The following is a 17,845-nucleotide window of genomic DNA, read 5'->3' as shown; positions in this document are numbered from 1 at the left end:
TCTGTTTCCAATAGTTAGGCTTTAACCACCTTCACCGCACATTTCTTGAAGTCCGTTTCTTTCGAAATAGGATCGGTCGCATCAAGCGTGAGTTTGTTGGTCAGCTGCCCAGCATCAAAGAAAGGCATGTACACCAAGCCTTGCGGTACTCGGTTTCGCCCTCGGGTTTCTAAATGAGTGAGCACTTCGCCCCGACGCGAAACAATCTTCACTGCATCGCCACGACGTAACCCACGTTCTTTGGCATCCAGAGGGTGCATATATAACACCGCATCAGGGAAAGAGCGGTATAGCTCAGGTACCCGTCGAGTCATCGAACCAGTATGCCAATGTTCCAACACTCGTCCGGTCGACAGCCATAGGTCATAGTCTTTGTCTGGTGATTCTGCTGCTGGCTCATATGGCAGGGCAAAAATGACCGCTTTCTTATCCGGTTTACCGTAGAAAGCGTACTCTTCGCCTTTCTTCACATACGGATCGTAGCCTTCGGAGTAACGCCAGACTGTTTCCTTGCCATCAACCACAGGCCAGCGCAAACCGCGTGACTGGTGGTACATCTCGAACGGTGCCAAGTCATGGGCATGGCCGCGGCCAAAGTAGGCATATTCTTCGAACAAGCCTTTTTGGACGTAGAAGCCAAAGTCACGAGACTCATCATTGAGTTGATCAGCGGCAATTTCATCGAGCTTGAACTTATCGACCTTGCCGTTTTTGAACAACACTTCGAATAAGGTTTTGCCTTTGAGCTCAGGTTTCTTGGCGATCAACTCCTGTGGCCACACTTCTTCTACCTTGAAGCGCTTGGAGAACTCCATCAGCTGCCACAAATCCGATTTAGCTTCGCCCGGCGGAGAGATCTGCTGGTACCAGAACTGGGTACGGCGTTCGGCATTACCATACGCCCCTTCTTTTTCTACCCACATAGCCGTAGGCAAAATCAAATCTGATGCCATGGCGGTAACAGTTGGGTAAGGGTCGGAGGTAACAATGAAGTTGGCCGGATCGCGATAGCCAGGCAGACGCTCTTCGTTGATATTCGGACCTGCCTGCATGTTGTTGTTACACATTACCCAGTAGGCATTGAGCTTGCGATCTTTGAGCATCCGATCTTGCAGGATAGCGTGATAGCCCGGTTTCGGCGGAATCGTGCCTTCAGGTATATCCCAATGGGTTTCACACATTTCGCGGTGTTTAGGGTTCGTCACCACCATATCGGCAGGCAGACGGTGGGCAAAGGTGCCGACTTCACGGGCTGTACCACAGGCAGAAGGCTGGCCAGTCAACGAGAACGGCCCACAGCCCGGCTTGGAGATCTTACCGGTCAATAAATGGATGTTATAAATCAGGTTATTGGCCCACACACCACGGGTATGTTGGTTGAAACCCATGGTCCAGTAAGACACCACTTTGGTCTCAGGATTGGCATACATCTCAGCCAATTCATTAAGCTGATCGACCGGTACCCCAGTCAACTCAGAAGTATATTCCGCCGTATAGGTCGAGACGAACTTGGCATAATCTTCAAAGCTCATCGGCGTTGAATCACCACTGCCCGGGTTTTTGGCCGCTTTCTCCAATGGGTGAGTAGGTCGCAAACCATAGCCGATATCCGTCACACCCTTGCGGATGTTAACGTGCTTGTCCATAAAGTCCTGATTCACTTTGTCGTTGGAGATAATGTAATGGGCAACAAAGTTAAGGATGGCCAAGTCAGTCTGTGGCTTGAAGATGATTGGATTATCCGCCAGCTCATAGCTACGGTGGGTAAAGGTTGATAATACGGCTACTTTCACCTTGTCGGAAGACAAACGGCGATCGGTCAGACGGGTCCATAGGATCGGGTGCATCTCTGCCATGTTGGATCCCCAAAGCACGAAAGCATCGGCATGTTCGAGATCGTCATAGCTCCCCATAGGTTCATCCATACCGAAAGTACGGGCAAAACCGACAACCGCAGAGGCCATACAGTGGCGGGCATTCGGGTCAATGTTGTTAGAGCGGAAACCCGCTTTATACAATTTGGCGGCGGCATAGCCTTCCCAGACTGTCCACTGACCAGAGCCAAACATCCCAACAGACGATGGGCCTTTGTCTTTCAGGGCTTGCTTGAATTTATCAGCCATTACATCAAAGGCTTCATCCCAACTGACAGGGGTAAATTCCCCTTCCTTGTGGTACTTCCCATCCCTTTTTCTCAACATCGGTTGAGTCAGGCGATCTTTTCCATACATGATCTTAGGCAAGAAGTAGCCTTTGATACAGTTGAGGCCCTTATTTACCGGCGCATCTGGATCACCTTGCGAGGCAACCACTCGGCCATTTTTAGTCCCGACCAGTACACTACAGCCCGTACCACAGAAACGACAGGGGGCCTTATCCCACTTCACTTCCTGATCGTCGCCTGCCGCATTGGCCACCGACACAGGAATGGTTAACCCTGCGGCACTGGCTGCGGCTATTGCTGCATTGGCCTTTAAGAAACTACGTCTAGTAACTGTCATGTTACGCTTCCTTTAGCTCAGATTGTTCTTCCATTTGGTGGTAAACCAGCGTGGTATCGAGTACTCCAGGCAATTGCTTGATCAAATCAAAATGACCAACAATATTGTTCTGCTGCTCCCCCTCAAGCACGACAACCAATTTTCCTGATTCACCAAAAATCGGCACTTCAGCCCCCGGTAGGCTTTCTATCGTTTTTTTAATTGATTCAAGCTGCTCAGCCACAACGTAAACAATCAAGCTGCAGACATGGAAATCACTCACAACAAAGCCCCCCTTTAAGGCACACCACCGAATTCATCCTAAATAAGCAAGTGATAAATTTAGCCTCAAATTACACTTATTTATTTAGTGGTTATTGTTTAATTTAGGCTTAATGCGAATAGAGTGGATACCCACAAAGGGGTATTGGGATGGATAGTTGCTTTAGATCAATTAAGCAGCAATGCCGAGATCACATTACTGTAAAACAGTAAGTTATCAGCAGATGCGGTGAGTAAAGAGAAGAGAGATAAACATCAAAGCATGCGGCACCAATTGGCAAGATGAGCAGCAAACTTGGTCGCCTCTTTTTCTACAGGCATGGCATGGCCCATCGGGCTGAAAAACACCGGCTCAACACCATAAAAATCCGCAGTGGCTTGTACTTGGGAAGCGGGTACTAGCTTATCTTCTTTACCACCAACAACAAGTACAGGCAGATTTAGAGAGAAATCCTCTGCAATAGGATGTGGCTGTAAAAACAATCGGAGATCTTCAGCCTTCAACTCTGAGAGCAAGGAGTCCAGTTGCTGCTGGCTAGGCTTAGTCGCAAATAACGCATCCATTAACACATGACGATAATACGGGTTAAGCAGCGCCAAGTTGGGCATTGCCATCACTTGACCCAGCACCATTGATAGCGCGGGATGATCAAACCACATGGCCCTATTGAGTTGACCAAAACCTTGCGGTGGCACCGAGGCCATCAAGGCTAAGCCGGCTAATTTAGAACTCAGTGCTTCTTTTTGGCAAACATGCTGGGCAATCAACCCTCCCAACGAATATCCCACCACAACAACGGGCTTTTTCTCTTGCAAAGAGACAAACTCAATAAAGGCAGCCACATCATCAATATGATCTTGAAAGGGCTGTGATGACGGCTTGCCGGAATGAGTTCCATGGCCACGAAGAGTCAGTGAATAAACCGGAAACCCTTCAGCAACCATAAAAGGCATCAACTCATGGGTAAAAAGCTGGCCACTACTAAGAATACCGTGAATAAATAATACTGGAGGATTGCTTGAGTCTTGCTGTGTGTTTGAATAATAGTATTCAAACACCCTATCAAAATAGCTGACACTTTGGCTTTGCATGCTTCATCTTCTTACCTGGATTTTTATCCATTTTAAAGTTACACCAATATTTTTATTGGACGAAAGTAACAAAAACAATAAATAAAAAAATCCAAGGGCAGATCACTCTGCCCTTTTTCGCACTTGTGTATTACTCGTAATTTACGATGATGAGAACATTTGCGTCGATGTCCCCATTATTGATATATCGGTGCTTTTCCGACGAATCAAATGAGAGGGAGCAGCCTGCGGTAATACGATAGGTATTTTGTCCAACGATCATTTCTAACTCCCCATCAGTGACAAACAGTTGCTCGGTCGTACTGTTAGTGTGATTGTCGTCGGAGTAATTACATCCCGGCTTAAAAACGCCGTAGAACACTTCATAACCACTGATTGGAGAGAAAGGAAAAATACTATGGATGATCATACGGCCATCATCATCTTTGATAGCAAGTTTGTCATCAATACTTTTGACTTCGTACAACTGACTTGAATCATCCAACAAGGTTTCAAGCTTAATTTTTAATCCATTCGCGATTTTCCAAACAGTGGCGATCGTTGGCATCGATTCCGAACGCTCAATCTGACTGAGCATTGTCTTACTCACACCGGTTTTAGCCGACATATCGCTCAGACTCAATCCCATTTTGTTTCGGGTCGCCTTTAGTTTTTCACCTAGCGCAGAAAAATCACCCATATATCATTACCTTGTATTTATTCTTTTGATGAGATTACCGTCATTAAAATGCTCATCAACCTTCATGCCGCACACCTTACCAAATACAACTCTAAAGATCATAAAAATTGATCCGTCACATAACACCATCCGTTCGCTATAGCGTACAATAACTTTCGCTATAACGTCCAAACGAACGTGATAAGGAATAAATACATGGTTTCTTTACACACAATGAGTCGACATAGAGGCTACCACCAACTTTTCGCCTGGACGCAAAGACAAAAACAAAAAAGGAAAAGGGTCAACAGCTTCATTGATGCGTTTGCTTACGCTGAAGCCTGTTCGATAAACCAAATTTCCAATACGACGTGTTGGGCCATTACCCCAACGTAAAGCACCGATACAAGATCAATTCACATTGGATAGCTTATGAAAAACTGGATGCAAAATACGATTCTGTCACCGATTCGGCGCAGAACATTCATGAAGTGGGGAGCGGCAGTGGGCGGAGCCACAGCAGCTGGAGGACTTCCATTTAAATCTATCGCAAGCACACCCGACACCACGGCAAACCCTAATGACAAGCAAACATTTTGGTCGGCGTGCTTAGTAAACTGTGGTAGCCGCTGCGCCTTACGCGTTCACACCGAAAATGGAGTGATCACCCAGATAGAAACGGATAATCGCGGTGATGATACTGAATTTGGCCAACACCAAATTCGTGCATGTCTCCGTGGGCGATCAATCAAACATCGGGTTTACAACCCAGATCGCCTTAAATACCCGATGAAGCGTGTCGGAAAACGAGGTGAAGGCCGCTTTGAACGCATTAGTTGGGATGAAGCGCTTGATCTTATGGCAGATAAGCTCAAGTACACCCTGAAAGAATATGGCAATGACGCGGTACACATTACCTATGGCTCAGGTACTCAAGGTATCCGTACCGATGGTAAAGATTGCTTCAAACGTTTAATGAACCTCACCGGTGGTTTTCTGGATTACTACGGTAACTACAGCTGGGGTCAGATCCAATTTGCCTTGCCATTTACATACGGCAATAAAAAAGCAGCAGCTTATGGATCATATACCACAGAGATAGAAAACGCAGAGCTACTTGTCATGTTTGGTTATAACCCAGCAGAGACACGTATGAGTGGTGGTGGTGAGATCCATGAACACATTAGTGCTCAGAGAAAACGTAACATCCGTACCATTATTATCGATCCTCGTTACACCGATACCATGCTGGGTAAAGAAGAACAGTGGATCCCTATCCGTCCTGGTACTGATGCCGCATTGGTAGAAGGTATTGCACACGTCCTGATCACTGAAAACTTGGTCGACCAAGCGTTCCTTGATGCCTACTGTCAAGGCTATGACGAGAAAACCCTCCCAGCAAGCGCACCAGAAAACGGCCATTACAAAGCACATATCTTAGGTTTGGGTCCAGACGGTATTGAAAAAACACCTAAATGGGCATCACAAATTACCGGGATACAGGAAAAGCAAATTATTCAACTTGCCCGTGAAATTGGTACTGCCAAACCGTGTTTCATTACCCAGGGTACAGGGATTCAACGCCAATCCAACGGTGAACAAACATCGCGTGTCATCGTAATGCTTCCTATATTGACCGGTAATATTGGCCTTTCTGGAACCAACACCGGGGATATGCCTGCTAACTATGGTTACCCAGCCCCACGTTTGCCTGTCGGCGATAATCCGATCAAAACCCGTGTTACCTTTTTTAACTGGGTTGAGGCGATTTGGCGTCATGAAGAGATGACGGATAAAACGGCTGGCTTGCTAGGTGGTGAAAAGCTAAATAACCCCATTAAGTTCATCATCTCCTGCGCCAGTAATGTGTTGATGAACCAACATGCCGAACTAAAACGCCAAGCCGAAATCATTGGTGATGAATCACTTTGCGAGTTCATAGTTGTATGTGATAACCACATGACCGCGTCTGCACGTTATGCTGACTTATTATTACCTGATGTCACTAACCTAGAAAATACCGAAGTTAGCTCAGACGGCTACTCTTCAGGCTCAATGGGGGCACTGTTCCCTCTAGAACGTGCAATTCAGCCGTTATACGAAACAAAAAGTGTTTATGAAATGTGTTCTGAACTTTCGAAGCGCTTTGATCTGTATGATGAATTCACCGAAGGCCGTACTCACGATGAATGGCTAGAGTATCTGTACGCAGAGCGAATGAAACAGGATCCAAATATCCCTTCATTGGCTGAACTACGAGAACAAGGGCCGTATCAAGTTGTCGCCCCCAAAGAGGGACGTATTGCCCTTGAGGATTTCCGCAAAGATCCAAATGCGAACCCTGTTGGCACACCTTCTGGTCGTATCGAGATCTACTCCACCAAACTGGAAACAATTGCCAAAGAGTGGGAGTTGGTCGAAGGCGATATCATCACTCCACTGCCACAATACGTCGTGTCTTGGGACAGCCATTTAGATCCTCGCGCAAAAGACTATCCGCTGCAAATTTGTGGCTACCACACCAAAGGACGCACCCACTCTACTTACCACAATATACCGTGGCTACGTGAAGTCGTATTCGATGGCTTATGGATGAACCCTATCGATGCCGCGAAACGAGGGTTAACCAGTGGTGACTCCATCAAGGTATGGAATGATCGCGGAGAGCTACGAATGGCAGTAAAAGTCACACCACGCATCATGCCTGGTGTTGCGGCTCTAGGACAAGGGGCTTGGTACAGTCCTGATAAGAAAGGGATTGACCAAGGAGGGTGTGTTAACACACTCACATCCCAACGTTCCACACCACTGTCAAAAGGGAATGGTCAGCATTCCATCTTAGTTGAAGTCGCCAAGGCATAAGGAGTGCATAAATGATTCAATATGGTTTCCACGTTGATACAAGTAAATGCACGGGTTGTAAAACGTGCCAAGTGTCTTGTAAAGATAGAAAAGATCTCCCCGTTGGTGTGAACTGGCGCCGTGTTTACGAGTATGCGGGCGGTGACTGGGTAATGAACAGTGATGGCACCTACTCTAATGACGTTTTTGCTTACTATATGTCTATTGGTTGCAACCACTGTAATAACCCTGCTTGCGTAAAAGCCTGCCCGACAGGTGCAATGCATAAGCGTTCTGAAGATGGCTTAGTGGTCGTTCAAGAAGATGTTTGTGTGGGGTGCCGCTATTGTGAAATGGCGTGCCCTTATGGTGCTCCTCAATATGATCCAGCCAAGAAAAACATGACGAAGTGCGATGGTTGTTATGACCGAATTGCGGATGGGATGAAACCTGTTTGTGTCGAGTCATGCCCACTGCGCGCTCTCGACTTTGGACCGATGCATGAGTTAGTTGAGAAATATGGTTCACGAGCGGATATTGCTCCACTGCCAGATCCACGATTGACAAGCCCTAACCTTATCATCACCACGAGCAAAGGAAGCAAACTCACGGGCGATAAGAAAGGTAGTATTCAAAACCCAACGGAGGTCGGAGTATGAGCCAGTTATCTCTCGTTTTCTTTACCGTATTAGCCCAAAGTGCTGTTGGCATGTTTATCGCACTTGGTCTCGTAGAGCTTCTGTATAAGCCAGATCGAAAAATAATGACCCGCAGCTTTATGGTTGCATTGGTACTATTAGCAATCGGGGCAACGGCTTCAATAACGCACCTTGGACAACCTTTTCGGATGTTCAATGTTGCGTTTGGCCTAGCCCATGGAAGTGCGCTCAGCCTTGAAATCGTCGCGTTAAGTCTGTTCGGAGGTAGTGCCGCGCTTTACACGGGCATGCGATTTATTGACTACAAACCTCGCCTGCAAAAGCTGTTATTACCGGTAGCCATGGGGCTTGGTATCGTGTTTGTCCTCGCCATTGCCAATGTTTATACGCTAGCGACGGTTCCGACCTGGAGCACTGGCTTTACCCCATTCCAGTTCTTAATGACAGCAGCCGTTGTTGGTCCAGTTGCAGCGGCGTTTATTTTGCGCGCCCAATCAGCGTTAGATCATGAAGCACCTGCGCAAACTGAACGCGGTCTTGCATTATCAGCAGCGCTTTTCACACTGATTGCACTCACAGGTTATGCGGCTTACCTCGTTTGGCTTGGACGTCTCGATGTGTCGTTTAACCCCTTTGACGTTGTGAGCAATTCGGTCAGCTTAATCGCTGCTCGTATCGGCCTGTTATTTGCCGGGTTAGCCCTTTGGCTCATGAGTAGTGCAAAAGTAAAAGCCCAAAGTACATCCTTTTTGTTTTTGAGCTTCGCTTTGATCCTAAGCTCTGAGCTTGTCGGCCGAATATTTTTCTACGATGTCTACATCAGCGCAAGTAGCGGTATGTAACAACCACTAATCACCGCTATGTGATGATTATAATTAACAAGTAATTTAGAGGGCTGAGTATTCAGCCCTCTCATTTTCGGAAGAGTTATGCTAGAAAAAAACAGCCAAACCTTCATCGGCTTATCGCTGGTATCGCGATTTTTGTATCGCTCATTGCATCAAGCCCCGACCCAAGAATTTTTAAACTCGATCTACGATGATAAAATCGTCAATGATTGGCCTGTTGAGGTAACGAACTCAACACTCTCTGACGGAATCTCTCTGATCACGTCAAAAGCACAGTTAACTGATATTAACGCTGACTTTGCAAACCTCTTTGTTGGGCCAAACACGCTGGGTGCGGCACCTTGGGCATCAGTGTACCTTAATGAAGAACAAACCACCTTTGGCATTCAAACACTCGACATCCGCTTTTTCTACGCCCAGTTCGGTGTAGAAGTGGATACCGGAGAACGTGAGCCCGATGACCATATCGGGTTAATATTCTCTTTTATTGCTCATCTGTGTGAATGCATTGCCGAACAATTAGAGAGCGATGAAACGCTGGAAGTAATACCGTTAACAACATTCCTTAGTGAACATGTTCTTACATGGGCACCTCGCATGTTGCAGTTAATGAGCAAAAACGCTGAAACGGAATTTTACCAAGGCATTGCACTTATCGCTGAAGGGACACTCCGCCAGCTAGCCCAATTAGCACAAGCCAAGTACCTTATCGTTCCCTTGTACCGCTGATAAAAAAAGCCTTTAGAGCCTTCTCGCTTAGCTCAACATAAACGATTGAGTGAAGTGCAGTACGACATGGAAAGCGAGATTAACTTCATATTTAAGGGCAGATTTTCCTGCCCTTTTTTCTTAACTTGGTCATAGGCGAATATAAACAGCATCTCCGCTTATTCAGTAATTATTGATTTATGCTTTATATTTACAAGTTGGACACCAACAAAGGGGGGAGCTGATGAGCCATGAGGAAGACCACCGCTCGAACCGGGTCGGCTGGTTGCGCGCTGCCGTTTTAGGTGCCAACGATGGCATTGTATCAACCGCCAGCCTCATTATTGGTGTTACCGCAGCCAATGCAACCCAACACAATATCCTGTTGGCTGGCATTGCCGGTTTAGTGGCTGGTGCAATGTCCATGGCTGCAGGGGAATATGTATCAGTCAGCTCGCAGTTAGATACCATTAAGGCGGATTTAGCACTTGAAAAGCGTTCGCTTGAAGAAGATTACGAAGATGAGATAGATGAACTGGCGCAAATCTACGAGAACCGAGGGCTCGATTCTATAATGGCTAGGCAAGTGGCTGAAAAATTGATGGAGCATGATGCGCTCGGAGCACATGCCCGAGATGAGATCGGATTGTCAGACAGCAACGGAGCTAATCCTATTCAGGCAGCAATGTTTTCTGCTGCAACTTTCACCATTGGCGCCGCTCTCCCTTTACTCGTCGCATGGCTTGTACCGTTGCCAATGCTAATCGCGATGGTTGCAGGATCCTCTCTATTATTCTTGGCCTCTCTCGGTGCTATTGCCGCACGAGCAGGAGGAGCATCAATGTCTATCGGCGCAATACGGGTCACTTTCTGGGGTGCTTTAGCGATGGCTTTAACCGCGATGGTTGGTCAGTTTTTTGGCATTGTCACCTGAGGTGGAATAAACAAACACATGCGAGGAATAAGCAACAATGACCTGTCACTCAGCCATCATTATCATCGAATTGTCTTTGTTGCCACATCATCGCAAAGGCTAGGCGCCTTTTGGTGTTTTCGCTGTCAAAGTTAAATCATCAACAACGAAAATGTATCGTTAATATGGCCAAACCACACATACTGATTCGACTCCTACTTTGGCTTTTTATTACGACATCCCCAGCTTTTTCTACGATATCGAATACCCCCCCTGACTACTTCGAATATTACGAGAACCGTTAGGACCTAGCTTGATAGCCTACCCAAGATGCCACAACTTAATCAGTTGTGGCATTTTTGAGTACTAAAAGCGGCTCATACAACTGTCGTCATCTTTTAGTCATTTTATTCAATACCTCCACAACAAGCACATCCGCAGAGTCGGCGACAAACAGAGGTTAAGGCCGCTTGATGAAAACATTGTATTAGTCCAACTCTACCACCAGCTTCTTGTAAGCTTCGTGTTGTGTTTTTACCGTCTCTTGTGGCTCGTCTGTGATTAAGCTAAACAGAATAATTGCAAGAGTGGAAAGAATAAATCCTGGTACGATTTCATACACATCAAACCAACCGCCAGACAATTGCTTCCAAAGTACAACCGTCACCCCACCGGTAATAATGCCGGCAAGGGCCCCGTTGCGGTTCATCCTCGCCCAGTAAAGACTGAATACAATTACAGGACCGAACGCTGCGCCAAACCCTGCCCAAGCATAAGATACCAGCCCTAAGACTGAGCTGTCTGGGCTTAGTGCAAGCAGCAATGCCAACAATGATATTCCGACAACAGCAAAACGTCCCACTTTGACTACGTCTTCTGAGGTCGCATTGGGCCTAAATACTTGCTTATAAAAATCTTCGGCTAAAGCAGATGAAGAAACTAATAGTTGAGAGTCTGCCGTACTCATCACCGCGGCTAAAATAGCGGCCAGAAGAATACCCGCAATCACTGGGTGAAATATGACATTCACCAACACCATGAAGATCGTTTCAGCATCAGCTAAAGGAGTACCAATGGTATTTGTTTGATACAACAGGCCAACTAAACCAACCAATATTGCGCCCGCCATGGACAAAAAACTCCAGATCACAGCAATACGGCGTGCCGTTGTCAGATCACGGTTAGTCCGTGATGCTTTAAAGCGTGCCAGAATATGCGGTTGACCAAAATAACCTAACCCCCATGCAACTAGAGAGATGATAGCGATTAAACTCAAGGGTTCACCACTGGTGTTCCTCAACATGGTAAGTAGCTCGGGGTTAAGGGTACCCAACTCATGCCTTAGCTCGGAGAAAGTCCCGTTCATTGCCAACATAGGTACAATCATCAGCGCTGCTGCCATCAATAACCCCTGAACTAAATCAGTCCAAGATACCGCTAAGAATCCCCCAAACAGCGTATAGGAGATCACACAAGCAGCGCCGAGTGTTACCGCAATGGAATAGTCGAGGCCAAAGACTGTTTCAAACAGTTTTCCGCCGGCAACAAGCCCTGAACTCGTATAGAAAAGGAAAAATAAGAGTATAAAAAACGCTGAAATCGTTTGGATCAATTTAGATTCATCGTTAAAGCGGCAAGCGAGAAAATCCGGAATAGTGAGTGAGTCAGTGGTAATGGTGTAAGTTCTCAACCTTTTCGAACTGATCAACCAGTTAGCCCAAGTTCCGACTAAAAGACCGCCAGCTAACCAAATGGCCTCAAAACCAGCGGCATAGGCGTAACCCGGTAAGCCAAGTAAAAGCCAACCACTCATATCAGAGGCTCCCGCAGAAAGCGCTGCAGGCCAAGGCCCCAAGGAACGCCCACCAAGAAAGTAGTCGCTGGCACTTGATGTTCGCATATACGCGATATAGCCAATAAGAAGCATAGTGAGCAGATAAGCAACAAATGTTGCCGTAATTACATAATTGCCATCCATCATAGTTATTATCCTCCATGATATTTATTTTTGCCTCTGGTCTCCTCCCAGAGGCACTCAATTAATGTGCTGAGCTTCCTAGCTCAAGCAACATTGCATTCCCCCCTACCGCAGTAACATTGATCGTTCTGACTTTTTCGGTAATGAACCGTAATACCAGCATTGGATCCTTAGATAGAGGTAGGTTTTCAAGATCAGTCTCCGCAACCATTGCTGTTATCGCGTTACTACGCGTGGCCAACTCGGTACTGAGCTCTACCGTTTTGGCTTGATCGCCAATATAAACAAAGTTTCGGATATCGAACTTAAGCAATGCGGCATACTGCTCTTTGGGGACAAATTGCACTAGATTTGCGATTGATTGGTGCTGAGATTTGAACGGTTCGAACAAGGCTTCAATCTCGTTGTCGTTAGTGCAAATGATGGCACTATTCCCCGCCGAAAGCAGAGCTGCCAGCATGGCAACCAACGCACGGCTACAATTTGGCGCGCCGGAGTCAACCAGAACAATACTTACCCCTCTTCCCTGTGTGTACAGTTCGTTAGTTTCACCGGTAGGGCTGGTTAATGACTGAGGCTCCGCCACTACCGCTTCGGCATGATTAAACTGGTACTGAAATACATTGGCTAACGCTGCTGGAAGTTGGTTGCCTAACTGGTGCAGTGCCTGCTTTTTATCTGAAAAGTCTGTCAGATTCCAACTCTCAAATGCAGTGAAAGAGTCGTTATAGCGGTCTAGAATTGATGTCATTGTCTGACTCCTTAAATGTGTGATGCCGGGGTGTCGTCATATTTCACCTGAGTGAAGCGATAGAGGTAATGAGGGCCTCCAGCTTTAGGCCCGGTGCCGGAAAGCCCTTGACCACCAAATGGCTGCACACCCACGACAGCACCAACCTGATCGCGATTAATATAGCTGTTGCCCACCTTGGTCTGTTTTTCAATCCACCGATACGTCGTTTCATTACGACTGTGAATGCCAAGCGTTAGCCCGTAACCGGTTGCATTGATATCATCGACCAATTGCGGTAATTCCCGCGCATTGAATCGGACGATATGAAGGATCGGGCCGAAGTTTTCTTCTTCTAGTACCGATAAACCAGCTATTTCGAACGCGATCGGTGCGATAAACATGCCGTTGTCGCAACAGGCATCCAGCTCAACCTCTTTGATTAGACGCTGCGTTCGTTTCATTTGATTAATATGGCGTCCCAGTTTTTCTTTGGCTGCCGTATCAATAACAGGACCGACGTCAGTCTTATGTAAATACGGCAGACCAACAACTAGCTCATCCATCGCACCAGAAATTAACTCGATGATATGGTCAGCAATATCTTCCTGTATACACAGTACACGTAAGGCTGAGCAGCGCTGACCCGCTGAGGCGAATGCCGAGCGAAGCACATCCCTGACCACTTGCTCTGGTAACGCGGTACTGTCGACGATCATCGTATTCTGACCACCGGTTTCAGCAATAAACGGAACGGGTTCACCCTGACGTCCTGCTAACGTTTGGTTAATCCTCATCGCTGTCTGCGTAGAACCAGTGAAAGCGACCCCAGCGACTAAAGGGTGAGAGGTTAGGTAATGGCCCACTTCAGACCCAGTGCCCGGAACAAGCTGGAAGACACCGTCTGGAAAACCGGCTTCTTTCATTAACGATGCCGCTCTTGCTGCGATCAGCGATGTTTGCTGGGCAGGCTTGCATACAACCGTATTCCCCGCCATTAAAGCAGCAGTGACTTGACCAAGGAAAATGGCCAGTGGGAAGTTCCAAGGGCTAATGCAAACAAAAACCCCACGCCCTTGACGGCTGAAAGAGACTGGCTCACCATCAAAACTGCGGGTCTTTTGAGATATAAACACTTGGTCCTGTCTCGCATAATAGCGGCAGAAATCGACGGCTTCGCGTATTTCGTCTATCGCATCGTGGATCGTTTTTCCCGCTTCTTTGTGGCATAGCGCAACCAGCTCCGCCATATTTGACTCAAGTAAGTCGGCCAGCGTATTTAGGCAATTGCCCCTTGTTGCAATAGGTGTTTCACGCCATAGTGGCCAAGCTTGATGCGATGACTCAATGGCTTGTTCAACATGCTCTCGATCGCCAAATATTACATCGCCAACCGTCACGGAACTGTCGTAAGGCGCAGTCACCTTATGCTGTACTCCTCCAGACTCTTTTAGCTCCGAATAGAGGGACTTTCCATTAATTACTGGTGCTGCAGTCCAGGCCATATCCATAAAGGCATTCACTTCCGCTTCAAACGGTTCACGTTCACTGTCGATATCAACATTGATGCCAGCAGAGTTTGGTCTATCTGGGAAGATAGCAGGAGGAAGCGAGATAGCCTTGTTATCCAGTGTCGACATATTGAGAAGTTGTTCAACAGGGTGTTGGGTCAGTAGCTCAGGTGGACAGCTAGCATCCACAAGCCTGTGTACAAACGAGCTATTTGCCCCATTTTCCAGCAACCGTCGAACAAGGTATGGCAGCAAGTCTTTATGGCTACCAACAGGGGCGTAAATGCGAACATTTGCGCCATATTTTTTCATCACATGGTTATACAGCGCCTCACCCATACCGTGTAAACGCTGGAATTCGTAATAACTCTCTTTACCCATCACGGCAATGGCTGTAACCGTCTGCGCATTATGACTGGCAAATTGGGGATATAGATTACGGTTAACATCCTTGCTGAGTACATAGCGAGCACATGCAAGATAAGAAACATCAGTGCCTTCCTTGCGAGTAAATACAGGGTAATTTTCGTAACCTCCCTGCTGCGCTAGTTTTATCTCACTGTCCCAATATGCACCTTTAACCAACCTGACAGGGATCATATCGCCCTGCTCTTCTGCCAATCGGTTTAGCCAAGCAAAAACTGGCAGAGCCCGTTTAGCATAAGTTTGCACAACAAGGCCAAATTTTCCCCAGCCTTTAATCACAGGATGACGATACAGCTTTTTAAACAAGCGCAAGGACAGTTCCAAGCGGTCCATCTCTTCAGCATCAATGGTCAGCGGAACATTCAGCTCTCGTGCTCGTTTGGCCAATGCAAGCACCGAGGTAAAAAGCTCAGTCATGACTCGATCTTCGTTTGCAACATTGTAGCGAGGATGCAAAGCAGACAGTTTCATTGAGATAGAAGGAATAGTGGCTGAATTTTGATTTTTATCTGCACCAATAATCTCAATAGCCGACATATAGTCATTAAAATACTTTTGAGCATCTTTCTTGGTTAGGGCTGCCTCACCCAGCATATCGAACGAGAAGTCATACCCCATCACCTTCTGAGGACGGCCATTTTTCTGTGCCTCACGAATATTACGCCCCAAAACAAACTGGCGGCCAATAATTGCCATGGCCTGATTCATTACCTGACGGATAACCGGCTCAGACAACTTAGTGACCAATTTAGATATCGCATTCGTCGGACTTGTGGGCTCAGTGGACTCAATGCCGCAAACCTTTCCTGTTAACATCAGTCCCCAGGTGGATGCATTAACAAATACAGAGTTCTTTCCTTTAAGGTGCGATTTCCAATCAGCGACAGTCAGTTTGTCGCGGATCAGCGCATCGGCAGTTGCAGCATCGGGAATACGCATCAACGCTTCAGCCAGACACATCAACAAGATACCTTCTTGGGTATCCAAGCTATATTCAAGCAACAAGGCATCAATCATCTGGATTGATTTTTTATCTGCGCGTATAGCGAGAATCAGCTCATTTGCCTGCAGTTCCATCTCAGCTTTTTCTGCCTTTGACGGTGTAGCCAGCGGCAGTAACTCTTGCAAAATTTTCGTTTCATCAACCATGTATAGCGATGAAGTAAGCGCCTCTAGCTCATCGATAGACTGTTTAGTAATATCCGGGCCCAACAGTTCAATCTTTTTCAACATGTAGCTACCTCGTCCTTAATCATTAGCACCCATTCCTAAAACCTTAACCTTTGAAAGGCCTTAGCTTTAATCTGTGATAACCAGTGTATTTTTGATTAAGATTAAAACTTGCTGAAAACTATTGAAAATTTGTCAAAAACTGGGAAAGTGAGGTGATTAGATGTACAAATTAGCTGCAAACATCCACAATAAAAGGTTGCTTTTAGAGCAACGTTGTTAGCTTCGCATCAGCGTTCAGATTAAGAAAAGTATTGTTTTCTATATCGAGATGGGGACGTTCCAAGATGTTTGGAAAACGCGTGGGTAAGAGAGCTATGACCCGAGAAACCAGACAAGTGTGCTACATGACTGAGCGTAAGCCCACCTTGTTCGATAAGCTGTTTTGCATATTGAACCCTCTTAGATAAGACATACTGGTGAGGTGTTAGCCCTGTGTGTGCTTTAAACTGATAGTGAAATTGACTCTCACTTAAATATACACAACCAGCTAACTGAGCAACCGTGATCTTATGATTGATATGCTTTTCGACATATTTTTCTATCGCTTTGATATCCAATCGGTACGAGCGAGGCTCTGATTGGAATATTTGCATATGCTTGTTTAACAGCGCAATAATTGTATTACTGCAGCTTTTCCCCAGCCAAAGATCATCCGGGCTTGACGCTATTTCCACTACCAATCTATTGATGATTTCTTGAATTTGACTATCCAGCTGAAAGTAGTAATCATCATAGGCTTTATCATTGAACTGTTGTAAAACATATTGGTTAAACTCACAGTCAGCAACTAGGTTCAAAACTAAAATATCGGAAGAAAAATTAACACCACCAAAGGAGTGCTTAGAAAGCTCCGTAATAATACAGCCTTGTCCAGGGACGATATAATTGCCCCTACCATTGATATCAAACTCTACGATTCCCTGCAGACCGATGACTATCTGCAAATGATCATGAGCATGATCATCTATATGAGTAGAAAGTGTCACTAGTTCAGCGGGTTTCGGCTGTTTACTAGAATTACTATATGACAACATCAAAAAAGCACTCCATTGCCTTTAGTAATAAACTTTAGTTTAAGTTATTGCTATAAACATACCACAATACCATGACAAAACCATTAACCTCAGATTATTGATTATTAAGAATAATACTTAATAATCTCACTAAAATTAATAACCTTTAAACAATGAGAGCCCAATAACGGAACAACCACGCACCAATATAGAGCATCAGTCATAGCATAATTGATTCGTTGCCAATCAATCATGATCCAACAAAGGAAGGTAGAGTGACCTGAATAAAAAGTATCCAGCCCAAACTTATCTGCTGTATGCGAACGAACATCACATCAAATTAGAACCCAGTAAAACTCATCACGACAAAGCACCCCCCTGCTCGCACTTTGCATATTTCATGATTGTTTATCACACAGGGTATGCATAACCTGCCTTTCTTCTGACGCTGAAAGGTATTTATACAATGGCAA

At 46.0% G+C, this 17,845-nt stretch carries 13 protein-coding genes; 5 read left to right on the top strand and 8 right to left on the bottom strand.

Translation table 11 applies throughout. The annotated features are described in order from the left end of the window. Positions 1 to 14 precede the first annotated feature (14 nt). From napA to NHN17_RS14945, 4 genes are all read right to left on the bottom strand, one after another. Positions 15 to 2,501: a nitrate reductase catalytic subunit NapA gene (napA, locus tag NHN17_RS14960; RefSeq protein WP_255043376.1), complete on the bottom strand. Its 2,487-nt coding sequence runs from the start codon at positions 2,499 to 2,501 to the stop codon at positions 15 to 17. Between the two features lies 1 nt (position 2,502). Continuing rightward, positions 2,503 to 2,763, bottom strand: coding sequence for a chaperone NapD (locus tag NHN17_RS14955; protein WP_255043375.1), 261 nt, complete (start codon positions 2,761 to 2,763; stop codon positions 2,503 to 2,505). A gap of 254 nt (positions 2,764 to 3,017) precedes the next feature. Further along, positions 3,018 to 3,854, bottom strand: a complete 837-nt coding sequence (locus NHN17_RS14950; protein WP_255043374.1) for an alpha/beta hydrolase — start codon at positions 3,852 to 3,854, stop codon at positions 3,018 to 3,020. A 130-nt stretch (positions 3,855 to 3,984) separates the two neighbouring features. Then, entirely contained in the window at positions 3,985 to 4,533 is a 549-nt protein-coding gene (locus NHN17_RS14945; RefSeq protein WP_255043373.1) for a helix-turn-helix domain-containing protein, read from the bottom strand. A gap of 411 nt (positions 4,534 to 4,944) precedes the next feature. Between NHN17_RS14945 and NHN17_RS14940 the strand changes: the two genes are divergently transcribed. From NHN17_RS14940 to NHN17_RS14920, 5 genes are all read left to right on the top strand, one after another. Then, a complete protein-coding gene (locus tag NHN17_RS14940; RefSeq protein WP_255043372.1) occupies positions 4,945 to 7,374 on the top strand; it encodes a DMSO/selenate family reductase complex A subunit in 2,430 nt (809 codons plus the stop codon). Between the two features lie 11 nt (positions 7,375 to 7,385). Continuing rightward, entirely contained in the window at positions 7,386 to 8,012 is a 627-nt protein-coding gene (locus NHN17_RS14935) for a DMSO/selenate family reductase complex B subunit (protein WP_255043371.1), read from the top strand. After that, positions 8,009 to 8,854, top strand: coding sequence for a dimethyl sulfoxide reductase anchor subunit family protein (locus tag NHN17_RS14930; RefSeq protein ID WP_255043370.1), 846 nt, complete (start codon positions 8,009 to 8,011; stop codon positions 8,852 to 8,854). Before NHN17_RS14935 ends, NHN17_RS14930 begins: the two co-directional genes overlap by 4 nt. 87 nt (positions 8,855 to 8,941) lie before the next feature. Next, entirely contained in the window at positions 8,942 to 9,589 is a 648-nt protein-coding gene (locus NHN17_RS14925; RefSeq protein ID WP_255043369.1) for a TorD/DmsD family molecular chaperone, read from the top strand. A 223-nt stretch (positions 9,590 to 9,812) separates the two neighbouring features. Then, complete coding sequence (locus NHN17_RS14920) at positions 9,813 to 10,502, top strand: VIT1/CCC1 transporter family protein (protein WP_255043368.1); 690 nt, start codon at positions 9,813 to 9,815, stop codon at positions 10,500 to 10,502. Between the two features lie 466 nt (positions 10,503 to 10,968). Here the strand turns inward: NHN17_RS14920 and putP are convergent, their stop codons facing one another. The 4 genes from putP to NHN17_RS14900 all read right to left on the bottom strand — a co-directional run bounded on the left by putP (position 10,969) and on the right by NHN17_RS14900 (position 17,393). Next, entirely contained in the window at positions 10,969 to 12,459 is a 1,491-nt protein-coding gene (gene putP / locus NHN17_RS14915; RefSeq protein ID WP_255043386.1) for a sodium/proline symporter PutP, read from the bottom strand. A 61-nt stretch (positions 12,460 to 12,520) separates the two neighbouring features. After that, positions 12,521 to 13,210 carry a 1-pyrroline-5-carboxylate dehydrogenase gene (locus NHN17_RS14910; RefSeq protein WP_255043367.1) on the bottom strand — a complete coding sequence of 230 codons (690 nt, stop codon included), beginning with the start codon at positions 13,208 to 13,210 and terminating at the stop codon, positions 12,521 to 12,523. Between the two features lie 11 nt (positions 13,211 to 13,221). Then, the gene (gene putA, locus NHN17_RS14905; protein ID WP_255043365.1) at positions 13,222 to 16,359 is read right to left on the bottom strand and encodes a bifunctional proline dehydrogenase/L-glutamate gamma-semialdehyde dehydrogenase PutA; all 3,138 of its coding nucleotides are present in this window, start codon (positions 16,357 to 16,359) and stop codon (positions 13,222 to 13,224) included. Positions 16,360 to 16,598: 239 nt separating this feature from the next. Continuing rightward, positions 16,599 to 17,393 carry an AraC family transcriptional regulator gene (locus tag NHN17_RS14900; protein WP_255043364.1) on the bottom strand — a complete coding sequence of 265 codons (795 nt, stop codon included), beginning with the start codon at positions 17,391 to 17,393 and terminating at the stop codon, positions 16,599 to 16,601. Positions 17,394 to 17,845: the final 452 nt, after the last annotated feature.

Origin of the sequence: Photobacterium pectinilyticum, from assembly GCF_024357955.1 — a bacterium.
Taxonomy (GTDB): Bacteria; Pseudomonadota; Gammaproteobacteria; order Enterobacterales; family Vibrionaceae; genus Photobacterium; species Photobacterium pectinilyticum.
The sequence above is the reverse complement of the archived record's forward strand: the minus strand, read 5'-3'. Positions and strand labels throughout refer to the sequence as shown.

Coding starts and splice junctions, on each gene's coding strand:
- napA (WP_255043376.1), bottom strand. CDS start 2,501: ATGACAGTTACTAGACGTAGTTTCTTAAAGGCCAATGCAGCAATAGCC.
- NHN17_RS14950 (WP_255043374.1), bottom strand. CDS start 3,854: ATGCAAAGCCAAAGTGTCAGCTATTTTGATAGGGTGTTTGAATACTAT.
- NHN17_RS14945 (WP_255043373.1), bottom strand. CDS start 4,533: ATGGGTGATTTTTCTGCGCTAGGTGAAAAACTAAAGGCGACCCGAAAC.
- NHN17_RS14940 (WP_255043372.1), top strand. CDS start 4,945: ATGAAAAACTGGATGCAAAATACGATTCTGTCACCGATTCGGCGCAGA.
- NHN17_RS14935 (WP_255043371.1), top strand. CDS start 7,386: ATGATTCAATATGGTTTCCACGTTGATACAAGTAAATGCACGGGTTGT.
- NHN17_RS14930 (WP_255043370.1), top strand. CDS start 8,009: ATGAGCCAGTTATCTCTCGTTTTCTTTACCGTATTAGCCCAAAGTGCT.
- NHN17_RS14925 (WP_255043369.1), top strand. CDS start 8,942: ATGCTAGAAAAAAACAGCCAAACCTTCATCGGCTTATCGCTGGTATCG.
- NHN17_RS14920 (WP_255043368.1), top strand. CDS start 9,813: ATGAGCCATGAGGAAGACCACCGCTCGAACCGGGTCGGCTGGTTGCGC.
- putP (WP_255043386.1), bottom strand. CDS start 12,459: ATGGATGGCAATTATGTAATTACGGCAACATTTGTTGCTTATCTGCTC.
- NHN17_RS14910 (WP_255043367.1), bottom strand. CDS start 13,210: ATGACATCAATTCTAGACCGCTATAACGACTCTTTCACTGCATTTGAG.
- putA (WP_255043365.1), bottom strand. CDS start 16,359: ATGTTGAAAAAGATTGAACTGTTGGGCCCGGATATTACTAAACAGTCT.
- NHN17_RS14900 (WP_255043364.1), bottom strand. CDS start 17,393: ATGTTGTCATATAGTAATTCTAGTAAACAGCCGAAACCCGCTGAACTA.